Annotated in this window: 11 protein-coding genes; 4 read left to right on the top strand and 7 right to left on the bottom strand. The window is 73.5% G+C overall.

The genetic code is table 11. The features are described from left to right. Nucleotides 1-79: 79 nt before the first annotated feature. The 5 genes from ABT084_RS06425 to ABT084_RS06405 form a co-directional block, all read right to left on the bottom strand. Nucleotides 80-1,312 (bottom strand): branched-chain amino acid ABC transporter substrate-binding protein, encoded by a 1,233-nt coding sequence (locus ABT084_RS06425; protein ID WP_351038681.1) that lies wholly within the window; start codon nt 1,310-1,312, stop codon nt 80-82. 300 nt (nt 1,313-1,612) lie between these two features. Further along, entirely contained in the window at nt 1,613-2,338 is a 726-nt protein-coding gene (locus tag ABT084_RS06420) for a Tat pathway signal sequence domain protein (protein WP_351038679.1), read from the bottom strand. Next, nucleotides 2,335-2,823 carry a hypothetical protein gene (locus ABT084_RS06415; protein WP_351038677.1) on the bottom strand — a complete coding sequence of 163 codons (489 nt, stop codon included), beginning with the start codon at nt 2,821-2,823 and terminating at the stop codon, nt 2,335-2,337. Before ABT084_RS06415 ends, ABT084_RS06420 begins: the two co-directional genes overlap by 4 nt. A 39-nt stretch (nt 2,824-2,862) precedes the next feature. After that, the gene (locus ABT084_RS06410; protein WP_351038675.1) at nt 2,863-3,339 is read right to left on the bottom strand and encodes a PaaI family thioesterase; all 477 of its coding nucleotides are present in this window, start codon (nt 3,337-3,339) and stop codon (nt 2,863-2,865) included. 76 nt (nt 3,340-3,415) lie between these two features. After that, a complete protein-coding gene (locus ABT084_RS06405) occupies nt 3,416-5,686 on the bottom strand; it encodes an FdhF/YdeP family oxidoreductase (protein WP_351038673.1) in 2,271 nt (756 codons plus the stop codon). 136 nt (nt 5,687-5,822) lie between these two features. Here ABT084_RS06405 and polA point away from each other — a divergent pair, with 136 nt between their 5' ends. After that, a complete protein-coding gene (polA, locus tag ABT084_RS06400; RefSeq protein ID WP_351038671.1) occupies nt 5,823-8,543 on the top strand; it encodes a DNA polymerase I in 2,721 nt (906 codons plus the stop codon). Between the two features lie 52 nt (nt 8,544-8,595). On the opposite strand, the gene ABT084_RS06395 is transcribed toward polA, so the two are convergent. Next, the gene (locus ABT084_RS06395; protein ID WP_351038669.1) at nt 8,596-9,465 is read right to left on the bottom strand and encodes a DUF4184 family protein; all 870 of its coding nucleotides are present in this window, start codon (nt 9,463-9,465) and stop codon (nt 8,596-8,598) included. 172 nt (nt 9,466-9,637) lie between these two features. Between ABT084_RS06395 and ABT084_RS06390 the strand changes: the two genes are divergently transcribed. From ABT084_RS06390 to pgfA, 3 genes are all read left to right on the top strand, one after another. After that, nucleotides 9,638-10,954: a lytic transglycosylase domain-containing protein gene (locus tag ABT084_RS06390; RefSeq protein WP_351038667.1), complete on the top strand. Its 1,317-nt coding sequence runs from the start codon at nt 9,638-9,640 to the stop codon at nt 10,952-10,954. 78 nt (nt 10,955-11,032) lie between these two features. Further along, nucleotides 11,033-11,173 carry an SPW_0924 family protein gene (locus ABT084_RS06385; protein WP_351038665.1) on the top strand — a complete coding sequence of 47 codons (141 nt, stop codon included), beginning with the start codon at nt 11,033-11,035 and terminating at the stop codon, nt 11,171-11,173. Between the two features lie 14 nt (nt 11,174-11,187). Beyond that, nucleotides 11,188-12,207: a cell envelope lipid trafficking protein PgfA gene (gene pgfA, locus ABT084_RS06380; protein ID WP_351038663.1), complete on the top strand. Its 1,020-nt coding sequence runs from the start codon at nt 11,188-11,190 to the stop codon at nt 12,205-12,207. Between the two features lie 6 nt (nt 12,208-12,213). On the opposite strand, the gene ABT084_RS06375 is transcribed toward pgfA, so the two are convergent. Then, the gene (locus ABT084_RS06375; RefSeq protein WP_351038661.1) at nt 12,214-15,120 is read right to left on the bottom strand and encodes an ATP-dependent RNA helicase; all 2,907 of its coding nucleotides are present in this window, start codon (nt 15,118-15,120) and stop codon (nt 12,214-12,216) included.

The raw sequence follows: 15,120 nt of genomic DNA, 5'->3' as shown, positions 1-15,120 counted from the left end.
GAGTCTTTCGACGGATGTGACACCGCGCGGGGCGCTTGTTGCGCGCCCCGCGCGGCAGGAGTGAGGTGGTGCGGGCCGGTTACTTGGCGGGGTAGGTGCCCGACTCGACGGCCTTGAAGTCCGGGCCGTCGACCTTGTAGACGGTCAGCTGCTTGTTGGTGGCGTCACCGAACTCGTCGAAGGAGACCTTGCCGGTCACACCGTCGAAGGAGACGCCCTGAACGGCTTCGAGCACCTTGGCGCGGGCGCCGTCGGGCAGCTTGCCGTCGTTGGCGTCGACCGTCTTCTTGACGGCCTCGATGATCGCCCAGGCGGAGTCGTACGAGTAGCCGCCGTAGGCCGCGTACGGGTCCTTGAAGCCGGCCTTCTTGTAGTTCGCGATGAACTCCGTGGCGGACGGCAGGGTCTCGACGGGCGCACCGACCGAGGTGGCCATGTCACCCGCGGCGGCGGGGCCGGCGAGGTCGACGAACTTCTTGTCGTAGATGCCGTCACCACCGATGAGGGGGATGTTGGCGCCCGCGGCCTTGATCTGCTTGCTGAGCGGACCGGCGGCGGGGTACTCGCCACCGTAGTAGACGGCGTCGGCGCCCGAGGTCTTGACCTGGGTCACGATCGCCGAGAAGTCCTTGGACTCCGGGTCGATGTGGCCCTCGCCGGCGACGGCGCCGCCGAGCTTGGTGAACTCGCCCTTGAAGGTGGCGGCCAGGCCGGCGCCGTAGGTCTTCTTGTCATCAATGATGAAGACCTTCTTCTTGCCACCCTTGTTGAAGAGGTACTGCGCCGCGAACGGGCCCTGGATGGCGTCCGTGGTGGCGGTGCGGAAGTAGCTCTTGTACGTGCGGACCTTCTGGCCGGTCGCCCAGTTGGGTCCCTGGGTCAGGGACGGGCTGGTGTTGGCCGGGGAGATCTGGGCGAGCTTGGCGTCGTCGAAGACCTTCTGCATCGACTCGGACACCGAGGAGTTCAGCGGACCGACGACGCCGAGGACGTTCTTGTCGGCCACGAGCTTGGTGGCGTTCTGCTGTCCGGAGGACGGCTGGGCCTGGTCGTCGAGGGCCTCGATCTTGAAGGTGACGCCCTTGACGTACTTCTTCTCGTTGGCGGTCTTGACCGCGAGGTCGACCGAGTTCTTGATGCCGAGGCCCAGGGCGGACAGGTCACCGGACAGCGGGGCGTCCACGCCGATGGTGACTGTGACGTCTCCGCCGCCGGAGGTGTCCGCCTTGTTGTCGCGAGAACCACAGGCAGTGAGAGTGAGAGCGCCCGCGGCGAGAGCGGCCGTCACGGCGATGAGCGAACGATGACGCACGATCAGTCCTTTCCTGGCGCCGCGTCCCCCCTGGGACGCGTCGAGTCGAACGCGGGGAACCGAACTGAATGGCATCCGGTGGTCGCGGTAACTGGCCGTGACTCTAAGCCGGTCCTGGGACGATATGGAGGGCTCAGGCCAATGATGTGACTCTCTTGTTATGCCACGGCGTAATACATAGCGGATCTCTACGGGTGGAACGGGGGAATTCCGGCCGGTTCGTCTTGTCCGCATGCTGAGATCCGGCAGGACTGTCGGGTGGTTTAAGTCCTGACAGGCCAGGCCTCTCAGGGGTTTTGGTCATGACCCGGCCGGAGGGCCCTCATCTCGGCCTACGGGACAGGCCCTGGTCAGAGCGGTGGAAAGATCCCTGGCATATCGGTCCCCGAGGATGTAACTGTGATCCTCTTTCTGGAATCCATTACTGAGGGTTACTTCCAAAAAGGGGAGCCCCGCATTCCGTGCTACATGCACACAGTCGGCCACCTGAATCTGCACAACAACCTCACGCACCTCTCCCGCAGCCACGACGACCGGTGAGGGTGGCCGGACCGTCACCGTCAGTGCCCGGGAGGGCTGGCCGATCCGCTCGATGGTGACCGGGGGTCCGGAGCCCGTCCGTGCACGCACAGTGAACGCGAAGGCGCTGCCGGCCGGGGTCGATTCCAGCGGTTCGGGCTCCCCGTAGACCAGCTCGAGGACCTGCGAGGGCGCGGCCGGAGGCGGCGGCGGTACGGGCGCGGGCGGCCGGGGCCGGACGGCGTACAGGTAGCCGCCGCCGAGGCCGAGCGCGGCCGCCACGGTGAGCGCGGCGATCGCGCGGCGGTGCCGGGCGCAGCGGTCGCGCAGGCGGCCCAGGAGGGCGCGGGGGGTGCCCGCGGGGCCGCGGGGGAGGCCGCCGCCCTCGCGGTCGCCGGGCGGGGCGTCGTGGACGTCGTGGACGTCGTGGTGGAGGTCGTCGTGGAAGTCGTCGGGCGCGTCGCCCGCGGTGCCCTCGCCCGGCTCGACCGGGCCGATGCCGCTCATTGCCAGGGGCCGCCGGTCGGGGTGCCGGAGCGGTAGCGGGCGGCGCAGCGGCTGCGGGCCTCGCGGGCGGCGAGCCGGCGGGCGGCGGCGGGGCCGTCCGGGCCCGGGCCCTGGGCCCGGCGCTCGGCGCGGGCGTCGGCGAGCACGGCGCGCAGGATCTCGTTCTGGCCCCCGGAGAGGCCCATCGCCTGGTAGTCGAGGCCGACCGGGTCACGGTCGCCGGTGCTGCCGTCGCCGCCGGTGGTTCCGGTGGGTGCCGCGGCAGGGGTCGCGCTCTCGGCGTCGAGGACGACCCCGGCCCAGTGGGTGATCAGAGCCGCGCAGAGGTCCTCGGGCGGGGTGGGCCGCGGGGCGGCCGTGGCCGCGGGGGGCGGCGTACCGGAGGCGGCGTCCGGGGCGGGCCCGGAGCAGCCGGTCAGCGTGGCGGCGAGGAGCGTCGCGGCGCACGCTCCCAGGGCGCGCCGCGGCGCCGGTCCGGATCCCATGCGGGAACGCTAGACCGGCGCCGGGGTGAGGGCAACTGGTCAGTCGTTACGGGGCTGTTGCGGGTTGGCGTCGCGCAGCAGGCAGGTGAGGCGGGCGGTGCAGACGCGCCGGTCCTGCTCGTCGGTGATGACGATCTCGAACGTGGTGGTGCTGCGCCCCTTGTGCACGGGGGTCGCGGTGCCCGTGACCAGGCCGGACCGAGCCCCGCGGTGGTGGGTGCAGTTGAGGTCCACGCCGACGGCGACCTTGTTGATGCCGCCGTGCATCATCGCGCCGACCGAGCCGAGGGTCTCGGCCAGCACGGCGGAGGCCCCGCCGTGCAGGAGCCCGTACGGCTGGGTGTTGCCCTCGACGGGCATCGTGCCGACGACCTTGTCGGCCGAGGCCTCCAGGATGCGGATGTCCATGCGCTCGCCGAGGTGACCGGCGGAGAACAGCGACGGCAGGTCGATGCCCAGCGCCGCGTACTCGTCGAGGACTTCCTGCGGGAACTTCACAGCCTGCTGCTCGCCCATGGCCGGGCTCCGTTCGTCAACGTTCGTTAACCATCTTGTCCGAAGGGCCGTTCTATCAGGCCCCCGGGCGGATCCGTCAGGCCGGTTCGAAGCGCACGACGACCGACTTGCTCGCGGGAGTGTTGCTGGTGTCCGCGGTCGAGTCGAGGGGGACCAGCACATTGGTCTCCGGGTAGTACGCGGCGGCGCAGCCGCGCGCGGTCGGGTAGTGCACGACGCGGAAGCCGGGCGCGCGCCGCTCCACGCCGTCGCGCCACTCGCTCACGATGTCCGTGTACGCGCCGTCGGCCAGCCCCAGCTCGGCGGCGTCGTCGGGGTTGACCATGACCACGCGGCGGCCGCCGGTGATGCCCCGGTAACGGTCGTCGAGGCCGTAGATCGTGGTGTTGTACTGGTCGTGGCTGCGCAGGGTCTGGAGCAGCAGCCGGCCCGCGGGGACGCGGGGGTACTCGACGGGGGCGGCGGTGAAATTCGCCTTGCCGGTCTTGGTGGGGAAGCGGCGCTCGTCGCGGGGGGCGTGCGGCAGCTGGAAGCCGCCGGGACGGGCGACGCGCGCGTTGAAGTCCGCGAAGCCGGGGACCACGCGGGAGATCCGGTCGCGGATGGCGGCGTAGTCCCGCTCGAACTCCTCCCAGGGGGTCCGGGAGGCCGCGCCGAGCACCGCGCGGGCGAGCCGGGCGACGATGGCGGGCTCGGAGAGCAGGTGGGGGCTGGCCGGGGCGAGGTTGCCGCGCGAGGCGTGGACCATGCCCATCGAGTCCTCGACGGTCACGAACTGCTTGCCCGCGGCCTGGACGTCCTTGTCGGTACGGCCCAGGGTGGGCAGGATCAGGGCGCGCCGGCCGGTCACCGCGTGGGAGCGGTTGAGCTTGGTGGAGACGTGCACGGTCAGGGCGGCGCGGCGGATCGCCGCCTCGGTGACCGTGGTGTCGGGGGTGGCCCCGACGAAGTTGCCGCCCATGGCGAAGAGCACCTTGGCCCGGCCATCGCGCAGCGCCTCGATGGAGCGGACCACGTCGTAGCCGTGCGCGCGCGGCGAGGTGATGCCGAATTCCTTGTCGAGGGCGTCGAGGAAGGCGGCCGCCGGGCGCTCGAAGATGCCCATGGTGCGGTCGCCCTGGACGTTCGAGTGGCCGCGGACCGGGCAGACGCCCGCGCCGGGGCGGCCGATGTTGCCGCGCAGCAGGAGGAGGTTGACGACCTCGCGGATGGTGGCGACGGAATGCTTGTGCTGGGTGAGGCCCATGGCCCAGCAGACGATGGTCCGCTCCGAGGCCAGGACCATGGCCAGGGCGCGCTCGATCTCGGGGCGGGTGAGGCCGGTCGCGGTGAGGGTCTCGGCCCAGTCGGTGTCCTTGGCGGCGGCCGCGAAGTCCTCGAACCCGTGGGTGTGCTCGCGGATGAACGCCTCGTCGGTGGCGCCCTCCGTCTCGAGGACCAGCTTGTTCAGGAGCCGGAAGAGGGCCTGGTCGCCGCCGATGCGGATCTGGAGGAAGAGGTCGTTGAGGGCGGTGCCCTTGAGCATGCCGAGCGGGGTCTGCGGGTTCTTGAACCGCTCCATCCCCGCCTCCGGCAGCGGGTTCACCGAGATGATCTTCGCCCCGGCGGACTTGGCCTTCTCCAGCGCGGAGAGCATGCGCGGGTGGTTGGTGCCCGGGTTCTGCCCGGCGACGATGATCAGGTCGGCCCGGTGCAGGTCCTCCAGGGAGACGCTGCCCTTGCCGATGCCGATCGTCTCCGTCAGCGCGGAGCCCGAGGACTCGTGGCACATGTTGGAGCAGTCCGGCAGGTTGTTCGTGCCGAACTCGCGGGCGAAGAGCTGGAAGAGGAACGCGGCCTCGTTGCTGGTGCGGCCCGAGGTGTAGAAGAGCGCCTCGTCGGGCGAGGCGAGGGCGTTCAGCTCCTCGGCGATGATCCCGAAGGCCCGCTCCCAGCTGACCGGCTCGTACCGGTCGCCGCCTTCGGGCAGCAGCATCGGCTGGGTGATCCGGCCCTGCTGGCCGAGCCAGTAGCCGCTGCGCTCCGCCAGGTCCGCGAGCGGGTGGGCGGCGAAGAACTCCGGGGTGACCCGGCGCAGGGTGGCCTCCTCGGCCACGGCCTTGGCGCCGTTCTCGCAGAACTCCGCGGTGTGCCGCTTGTCGCCCTCGGGCCAGGCGCAGCCCGGACAGTCGAAGCCGTTCTTCTGGTTGACCTTGAGGAGGGTCCGCGCGGTGCGCGCGACGCCCATCTGCTGCTGGGCGATCTTGAGGGTGTGGCCGATCGCGGGCAGGCCCGCGGCCGCGTGCTGGGGGGGCGCGACCTGCGGCGCGTCCTGCACCGGGTCACCTGCGGGCGGTCTGGCGGCCATGTCGCTCCCCTTCGAGCATCGCAGCGACGGCGCTGCGGATGTGCGTACACCTCCGATCCTGTCACGGCCCGCCGACACCGCCCACGCCGCGACCGGCCGTCCGGGATTGTCGGTGGGGGCGCCTAGGATCGACCGCGTGGCAGATTCAGCATCGAAGAAGACCGACCAGCCGACCGCAGCGGACCGCCCCCGCCTGATGCTCATGGACGGGCACTCCCTGGCGTACCGGGCGTTCTTCGCGCTGCCCGCGGAGAATTTCACCACCGCGAGCGGCCAGCCGACCAACGCCGTCTACGGCTTCGCGTCGATGCTGGCGAACACGCTGCGCGACGAGGCGCCCACGCACTTCGCGGTGGCCTTCGACGTCTCGCGCAAGACCTGGCGCTCGACGGAGTTCCCCGAGTACAAGGCGAACCGCTCCAAGACCCCCGACGAGTTCAAGGGGCAGGTCGAGCTGATCGGCGAGCTGCTCGACACGATGAGCGTGCCGCGGTTCGCGGTCGACGGCTTCGAGGCCGATGACGTGATCGCCACCCTCGCGACCCAGGCCGAGGCCCTCGGCTTCGACGTGCTGATCGTCACCGGCGACCGGGACTCCTTCCAGCTGGTGTCCGAGCGGACCACCGTCCTCTACCCGACCAAGGGCGTCTCGGAGCTGACCCGCTTCACGCCCGAGAAGGTCGAGGAGAAGTACGGGCTCACCCCGCAGCAGTACCCGGACTTCGCGGCGCTGCGCGGCGACCCCTCCGACAACCTGCCCGGCATCCCGGGCGTCGGCGAGAAGACCGCCGCGAAGTGGATCAACCAGTTCGGTTCGTTCGCGGAGCTGGTGGAGCGCGCCGAGGAGGTCAAGGGCAAGGCCGGGCAGAATTTCCGCGACCACCTGGACGCGGTCAAGCTCAACCGGGTCCTGACCGAGATGGTCCGCGACGTCGAGCTGCCCATGACCCCCGCCGACCTGGCGCGCGCGCCGTACGACCGCTCCGCCATGACCGGCGTGCTGGACGTACTGGAGATCCGCAACGCCTCGCTGCGCGAGCGCCTCCTCGCGGTGGACCCGGGCGCGGCCGAGGAAGCGGCCCCCGCTCCGGCGGCCGGCGTCGAGCTCGACGCCTCCGTGCTGGGCGCGGGCGAGCTGGCCCCCTGGCTGGAGAGCCACGCGGGCGGCCCGCTGGGCCTCGCGACCGTCGACAGCTGGGCGCTGGGCACGGGCCGCATCACCGAGGTCGCGCTCGCCGCGGCCGGCGGGGCGGCGGCCTGGTTCGAGCCCTCCGCGCTGGACGAGGCCGATGAGCGCGCGTTCGTCGCCTGGGCCGCGGACCCCGCGCGCCCCAAGACGGTGCACAACGCGAAGGCCCTGATGCGGGTCTTCCCCGAGCACGGCTGGAGCCTGGCGGGCGTCGCCATGGACACCGCCCTCGCCGCCTACCTGGTCAAGCCGGGCCGCCGGTCCTTCGCGCTGGACGTGCTGTCCAACGAGTACCTGCACCGCGAGCTGGCCCCCGCCGCCGCCGACGGGCAGCTCGCCTTCGGCGCCGACGACACCGCCGAGGCGGAAGCGCTGATGGCGCAGGCCCGCGCGGTCCTCGACCTGGGCGAGGCCTTCACGGGCCTGCTCGCCGAGGTCGGCGCGACCGGGCTGCTCCACGACATGGAGCTGCCCACCTCCGAGCTGCTGGCCCGGATGGAGCGGCACGGCATCGCCGCCGACCGCGACCACCTCGAAGCGATGGAGCAGCAGTTCGCGGGCGCCGTCCAGCAGGCGGTGAAGGAAGCGCACGCCGCCGTGGGCCACGAGTTCAACCTCGGCTCGCCCAAGCAGCTCCAGGAAGTCTTCTTCGGCGAGCTGGACCTGCCCAAGACGAAGAAGACCAAGACGGGCTACACCACCGACGCGGACGCGCTGGCCTGGCTCGCCACCCAGACCGAGCACGAACTGCCCGTGATCATGCTGCGCCACCGTGAGCAGGCGAAGCTGCGGGTCACCGTCGAGGGCCTGGTCAAGTGCATCGCCGTCGACGGCCGCGTGCACACCAGCTTCAGCCAGACCGTCGCGGCGACCGGCCGCCTCTCCTCCACCGACCCGAACCTGCAGAACGTGCCGGTGCGCACCGACGAGGGCCGGGCCATCCGCCGCGGCTTCGTCGTCGGCGAGGGCTTCGAGTCCCTGATGACGGCCGACTACAGCCAGATCGAGCTGCGCGTCATGGCGCACCTCTCCGAGGACGAGGGCCTGATCGAGGCCTTCGCGACCGGCGAGGACCTGCACACCACCGTCGCCTCCCAGGTGTTCGGCGTGGAGCGCTCCGCCGTCGACGCCGAGATGCGCCGCAAGATCAAGGCCATGTCCTACGGCCTGGCCTACGGGCTGTCCGCCTTCGGCCTCGCCCAGCAGCTGAACATCGAGCCCGCCGAGGCGCGCGGCCTGATGGAGACCTTCTTCGAGCGGTTCGGCGGGGTGCGGGACTACCTCCAGCGCGTCGTGGAGGAGGCCCGCGCCACCGGGTACACGGAGACGGTCCTGGGCCGCCGCCGCTATCTGCCCGACCTCAACAGCGACAACCGCCAGCGCCGCGAGGCCGCCGAGCGGATGGCGCTGAACGCCCCGATCCAGGGCACCGCCGCCGACATCGTCAAGGTCGCGATGCTGCGCGTGGACCGGGCGCTCGCCGAGGCGGGGCTCACCTCGCGGATGCTGCTCCAGGTCCACGACGAAATCGTGCTGGAGATCGCCCCGGGCGAGCGCGAGGCCGTCGAGGCGCTGGTGCGCCGCGAGATGGCCGCCGCCGTCGAGCTGCGGGCCGCGCTGGACGTGTCCGTGGGCGTGGGCACGGACTGGGAGTCCGCCGCGCACTGACCGGCCCCGCCCGAGTGGGTCCGTACGCCGTACGCCCTCGCGCCCGTCCCCGCTATGCGGTGGGGACGGGCGTTCGCGTGTCCTCGTGGTCGCGGTCCCGGTCGTCCGTCCGGCCCCGGCCGCCGCGGTGGCGCAGGCGCACCAGGACCCCGTACAGCAGCAGCGCCACGGCGAGCCCGCCGCCCGTGCCGAAGCAGACGGTGGGGATGATGTCGAGCGGGCTGCGGACCCGGTCGTAGTACGTGAAGAAGCGGGCGACCCGCAGCCCCACCCCGGCGCCCACGCAGACCACGGCCAGGGCGACCGCGCCCCAGCGGTCCACCCGCCCCAACACCGGCACGCCGTCCGGCGCGGGGGATTCCGGCAGCCGCCGCAGGGCGCTCACGGTGAACCAGCCGAGCGCGACGGCGGCCAGCGCCGAACTGCCGTACTGCAGCCAGGTGTAGAGGGGGAACCCGAGGGCGAGCGGGCGGCCCGGATCGGGCAGCATCCGCATGCCCCACCGGTCCAGGTGCGTGAAGCTGTCCCACACGACGTGCGTGAGCGAGCCGAGCACCGCCGAGAGGTAGAACCACAGCGCCAGCGCCGCCGGCCGGCGCCCCCGCCAGGGCGCACCGCGGACGAAGGCGTACACCCGGCCGCGGGCCCGCCGGGGGAGCAGGGCCACGAGCGGCTCGCGCAGCAGCAGCCAGCAACCTGCGAGGGCGGCGGTCAGGGCGGCGTCCAGGGTGAGCACGCCCGGCAGGGAGTGCGCGAAGTCGCCGTAGACCATGACCCCTTGGACGACGGCGTCCGCGAAGTAGAAGGTGTCGGGCGCGAACGAGCCCAGTACCAGGGCGGAGGCGACCAGCGGCCCCCGCGCGCGGCCGGTCCGGCGCACGGCCGGAAGGACGGCGGCCGCGTGGCTGAGTGTGAACGGCATGGCACCTCTCGTCGGTCTCTCTTTACTTCGGTCCAATGCGCCCCGAACGGTCGGGACAGTATGCGTGACCTGCTCAAGACGTGCGGAAGTGGTGAATTCCGGGGCCGGGTTGATGCAGTGTGAAGCGAGTTGACGTACCGTCGCGCGGACGTCGAGGGGGAGGGGTCTGCTCATGCCGGTTCGTTCGAGGGTCCGTTGTGGCCACGGGTGGCTCAGGGGCGGCCTGGCCGTCGTCGTCTCGGCGCTGGTGGCCGGTGCCGTGACCGGTTCGCAGGCGCCGGGCGCGCTCGTGCTCGCCGACGCGGGGAAGGGCGCGCGCAGCGAGCGGGCCGCCCCGGCCCCGGACACGGCCAACGCCGCCGGCGGCGATTCCGCGTACTTCACCGAACTCCCGCCCCTGTCCAGCCCCGAGCCGCCCGCCGTGGTGCAGGCGGACGCCCCCGGGCCCGCCCCCACCCCCGCGGCCCCGCCCGTGGGGGAGACCCTCGTCACGGGTCTCGCGGAGGGCGCGCAGGGGATACCGGCGACCGTGCTGGCGGCGTACCGGGGCGCGGAGCAGAAGATCGCGGCGAGCGACCCCGGGTGCGGGCTGCGCTGGCAACTGCTCGCGGCGATCGGCAAGGTCGAGTCCGGGCAGGCCCGCGGTGGCCAGGTGGACGCCGCGGGCAGAACGCTGCGGCCCATCCTGGGGCCCGTACTCGACGGCAACGGCTTCGCGAACATCCCGGACACGGACGGCGGTGCCTACGACGGGGACGCGGCCCACGACCGGGCGGTGGGTCCGATGCAGTTCATCCCGTCCACCTGGGCGTCCTGGGGTCAGGACGCGAACGGCGACGGGCGGCGCGACCCGAACAACGTGCACGACGCGGCGCTCGCGGCCGGGCGCTACCTGTGCGCGGGCACGCGGGACCTGCGGGTCGGCGCGGACCTGGACCGGGCGGTCCTCTCCTACAACTACTCGACCGCGTACCTGGCGACGGTGCGGTCCTGGTACGCGTACTACCTGAAGGGCGCGCACGAGGTGCCGGACGGGAGCGGGAGCGGGAGCGGGAGCGGGAGCGGGAGCGGTGTGGGCGGGGACGCGGGGGCCGGTACGGGTACGGGGGCCGGTACGGGCGGGGGCGGTGTGGTGACGGGGCCCAAGCCGAGCCCGACGCCGACGCCCAGCCCGAAGCCGAGTCCTACGCCGACGCCGAGCCCGACGCCGACCCCGAGTCCCACACCCACGCCGACGCCGAGCCCCACGCCGACGCCGAGTCCTACGCCGACGCCCACGCCGACGCCCACCCCGGCTCCGGAGCCGTCCGGGACCCCGACGCCCACGCCGAGTCCGACCCCGACTCCCACGTCCTCGCCGTCGGGCACGCCCTCTCCCACGCCGAAGCCGAGCGCGAGCAAGTCCTCCGCGCCCTCCGCGAGCCCCTCCCCGAAGGCGTCCCCGAAGGCCTCCCCGAGCGCCCCCGCGGCGGGTGCGGAAAGCCCGTAGCCAGACGGTTCTCATCTCGGCCCCGCGTTGCTACGGTGCGCCAGACCTGACGGCACATCAGATCTCGGAGGCCCCGGCATGCGCGCACTCGTCGCCGCCGCCATCGGGCTGGCCGCCGCGCTGGCCCTCATCCTCACCATCACGGCGATCGGGGTACCGGACGGCACGACCTCGCCCAAGCCCCTGCTCACCACGATCCCCTCCGCGCCCGGAGAGTAAGAGGAGGCCCGGCCATGCGACGCAGAGCGAGCCTCGTCCTGCTTGCCCTAGCCGTGTTCTGCACCGCGCTGGCGCCCCTGCTGCGCTGGTACGCGTACCCCAGGCTCGCCAAGATCCCCCCGAGCCAGTACCAGGAGATGGTCCTGGAGGCGAAGAACGCGACCCTCGTCGACTACAACAACGGCATGGAGCCCAGGAAGGTCGACAAGGTCACGATCATCCAGACCCTCAAGGGCAACGTCGAGGCGTCCAAGGAGATCGAGGCGAGCGCGGGCAAGGACGTCGTCGTCTGGGACACGCTGACCTACATCGCCGGGCCGGACGGCAAGATGGTCTCCCAGATCCCCGAGCGGTACATCTTCGACGCGCACACCCAGGACCCGGTGCACGCCACCGGGGAGATGGTGGACGGGGACGCGGTCAAGCGCGAGGGCATCGAGTTCAAGTGGCCCTTCTTCACCGAGCCGCGCGACTACCTGTACTTCGACGCGCAGACGCGCACGTCCTCGCCGATCCACTATGTCGGCCCGCGGAGCTTCCGTGGCCTGGACGTCTACTACTTCGAGATGACCGTCCCGTGGACCAAGGTCCCGATGCCGAAGAAGATGCCGATCCCCGGCATCGACCCGGCGAAGATCGAGGAGCAGACCGGCACCTCGCTCTGGTACACGGCCACGATGCGGTTCTGGGTCGACCCGGTGACCGGAGCGCCCGTCAACGCCGAGCAGAGCATCCAGCAGGAGATGCGCGGCGGGATCGCGGCCGCGCGGCCCGACGGCAAGCTCACGGCCTTCGCCGGTGACGTGAAGATCCGGCCGGACTACCTCGATCACACCGTCGACCTGGTCAAGTCGAACCGCACCAAGGTGCTGGCGCTGCACACCTACGGGCCGGCCGGGCTGCTGGTCGTGGGCCTCGGCCTGTTCGGGCTGGCGCTGTGGCTGGAGGCGCGGGGCCGCCGTGGGCGCGGGCCCGGCGGCGAGGACCCCGGCGACCCGGCGTCGGCCGCGGCGCCGGTGCCCGCGGCGGCCTGAGGCGCCTCAGGAACGGCGCAGCCGGTTGGTGGTGTGGCGGGTGGGCTCGGCGGTGGCCGGGTCCTCCGGCCAGGGGTGACGGGGGTAGCGGCCGCGCAGCTCGGCGCGCACGGCGCGGTAACCGTCCTGCCAGAAGGACGCCAGGTCGGCGGTGACCGCGGCCGGGCGCCCTGCGGGCGACAGCAGGTGCACGAGTACGGGGACCCCCGCGACCTGCGGCGTCCGCGCGAGCCCGAACAGCTCCTGGAGCTTGACCGCCAGGACGGGCTGGCCGTCGCCGTCGCCGTAGTCCACGCGGATGCGGGAACCGCTGGGGACCTCGATCCGTTCGGGAGCCAGCTCGGCCAGGCGGCCGGCCTGCCCGGTGGACCACGGCAGCAGCCGGTTCAGGGCCTGGGCCGCCTCGATCCGGCCGAGGTCTGCGCGGCGCCGGGCCCGGGACAGCTCGGGCTCCAGCCAGTCGTCCGCGCGGTCCAGGAGTACGTCGTCGCGCGCGACGTCGGGCCAGGGCGCGCCGAGGGTGCGGTGCAGGAAGGCGAGGCGGGCCCGCAGCGTCCGGGCGTCGGCGGACCAGCGCAGCAGGCCGAGGCCCTCGCCGCGCAGGCCCTCCAGCAGGGCGGCCCGGACCCGGTCCGGGGCGGGGTCGCGCAGCGGGCGGACGGTCAGCTCGATCGCGCCGAGCCGGTGCACGTGGCGGGCGGTGACGTCGCCGCCCTCCCAGTGCACCTCCTCGGCGGAGGTCAGCAGGTGGGCGGCGGCCGTGCGAGCCGTGTCCTCGTCGAGGAGGGCGGCGAGGCGGATCCTGGCGGAGGGGGAGTGGGGGGCGCGGTCGGCGACGGCCACGGCCAGCCAGGGGGCGGTGCGGAGGGGGGAGCCGTCGGCCGGCTCGGCGCCGGTCCCGGAGGCCATGAGATAGGCCCCCTCGCCCCGGCGCTGCGCGACCCGCTCGGGGAATGCCAGCGCCACGACCAGCCCCACGACCCCATCGTCCCCGCGGGAGGCGTGGGGCGTGCCCACCCCCGGCCCGCCCGAGGTCCGGGGCGTGCCCAACCCCGGCCCGCCCGAGGTGTGGGGCGTGCCCAACCCCGGCCCGCCCGAGGTCCGGGGCGCGCCCAAGTTCAGCCCGCCCGAGGTCTGGGGCGTGCCCAACCCCGGCCCGCCCGAGGTCTGGGGCGCGCCCAAGTTCAGCCCGCCCGAGGTCTCGGGCGCGCCCAAGTTCAGCCTCGCCGGCGTTTGAGGCGCCCCCGGAGGGCTCCACTCGGCCGCACCCGCCCGCTGTCCGGCGCCCGGTGTGGCCTCCGGCGGCGCCTCAAACGCCGGCGGGGCTGGATTTGGCGGCGCCTCAAACGCCGGCGGGGCTGGATTTGGCGGGGCCGCAATCGCTGGCGGGACTCGGGGGTGGGAGGGGAGGGTGCGTTGGAGGCGGGTGGATTCCGCGCGCCAGCGGGGGGCGTAGGCGTCGCCGCCCCGGCGGGCCCGGCGCCAGGCGGCGGTCAGGTCGTCGCCGTACTCACGGGGCGGCTCCTCGCTCAGGAGGGCCACCACCTCCGCCGCCCGGCGCGCACCGACCTCGGCCGCCCCGTCCAGCAGGGCCCGGGCCAGCCGCGGGTGCAGCCCGATCCGGGCCATCGCATGGCCCCGCGCACTCACCCGCCCGGCCGGGGACACCGCGTCCACGGCCGCCAGCACCTCCCGCGCCGCCGCCATCGCCCCCGCCGGAGGCGGATCCAGCAGCGCCAGCCCGGACGCGTCCGGGTCCCCCCAGCAGGCGGCCTGCAGGGCGAACTGGGCCAGGTCGGCGATCCGGATCTCCGGCGAGGGGAAGGCCGCCAGCCGCCCGTGCTCCGCCTCGGGCCAGCACCGGTACACCGCCCCCGGCGCCTCGCGCCCGGCCCGCCCCGCCCGCTGGCGCGCCGACGCGCGGGACGCCCGTACGGTCGCCAGCGCGCCCAGACCCCGCGCGTGGTCCACCCGCGGCTCGCGCGCCAGCCCCGCGTCCACCACGATCCGCACCCCCGGCACGGTCAGGCTGGACTCCGCCACCGCCGTCGCCAGGATCACCCGGCGCCGCCCGGTGCCGCCCGCGAGGACGGCGTCCTGCACCGCGGCCGGAGCCCGCCCGTGCACCTGGAGCACCTCGGCGTCCACCGCGCCCAGCTGCCCCGCGACCCGGGAGATCTCGCCGACCCCGGGCAGGAAGCACAGGACGTCCCCCTCCCGCTCGGCCAGCGCCCGCCGGACCACCGCCGCGACGTGGGTCAGCAGCGCCGGGTCGACGCGCATGCCGTGCGGCGGGCGCACCGGACGTACCGGCGGCGCCCACACCACCTCGACCGGGTGCGCGACCCCGGCCGCCTCCACCACCGGCGCGTCCCCCAGCAGCCGCGCCCACCCGGCCGCGTCCGTGGTCGCGGAGGCCGCGAGCAGCCGCAGCTCCGGGCGCAGGGTCTCCCGTACGTCGAGGAGGAACGCCAGGGCGGTGTCCGCGTCGAGGTGCCGCTCGTGGCATTCGTCCAGCATGACCACGTCCGTCCCGGCCAGCTCCTGGTCGCGCTGGAGGCGCTGGAGCAGGACGCCCGTGGTCACCACCTCGACCCGGGTGTCCGGGCCCACGACCCGCTCACCCCGGACCGTGAAGCCCACCGAGGCCCCCACCCGCTCGCCCAGCAGCCAGGCCATCCGCCGCGCCGCCGCCCGGGCCGCGATCCGCCGCGGCTCCGCGACGATCACCCGGCGCGCCGGGCCGCCGCCCACCAGACCGGCCAGGACCAGCGGGACCAGCGTGGTCTTGCCCGTGCCGGGCGGCGCGCACAGCACCGCGGCGCCGTGCGCGCCGAGCGCCGCGGCCAGCGCGGGCACGGCCTCGCCGACGGGGAGGGATTCCAGGGCGGAGGTGCGGAGGACGGGTGCCAT

This window comes from Streptomyces sp. NPDC002138, from assembly GCF_040296485.1.
Lineage (GTDB): Bacteria > Actinomycetota > Actinomycetes > Streptomycetales > Streptomycetaceae > Streptomyces.
Note: the sequence above shows the minus strand (reverse complement) of the source record. Positions and strands in the feature narration are given on the sequence as shown.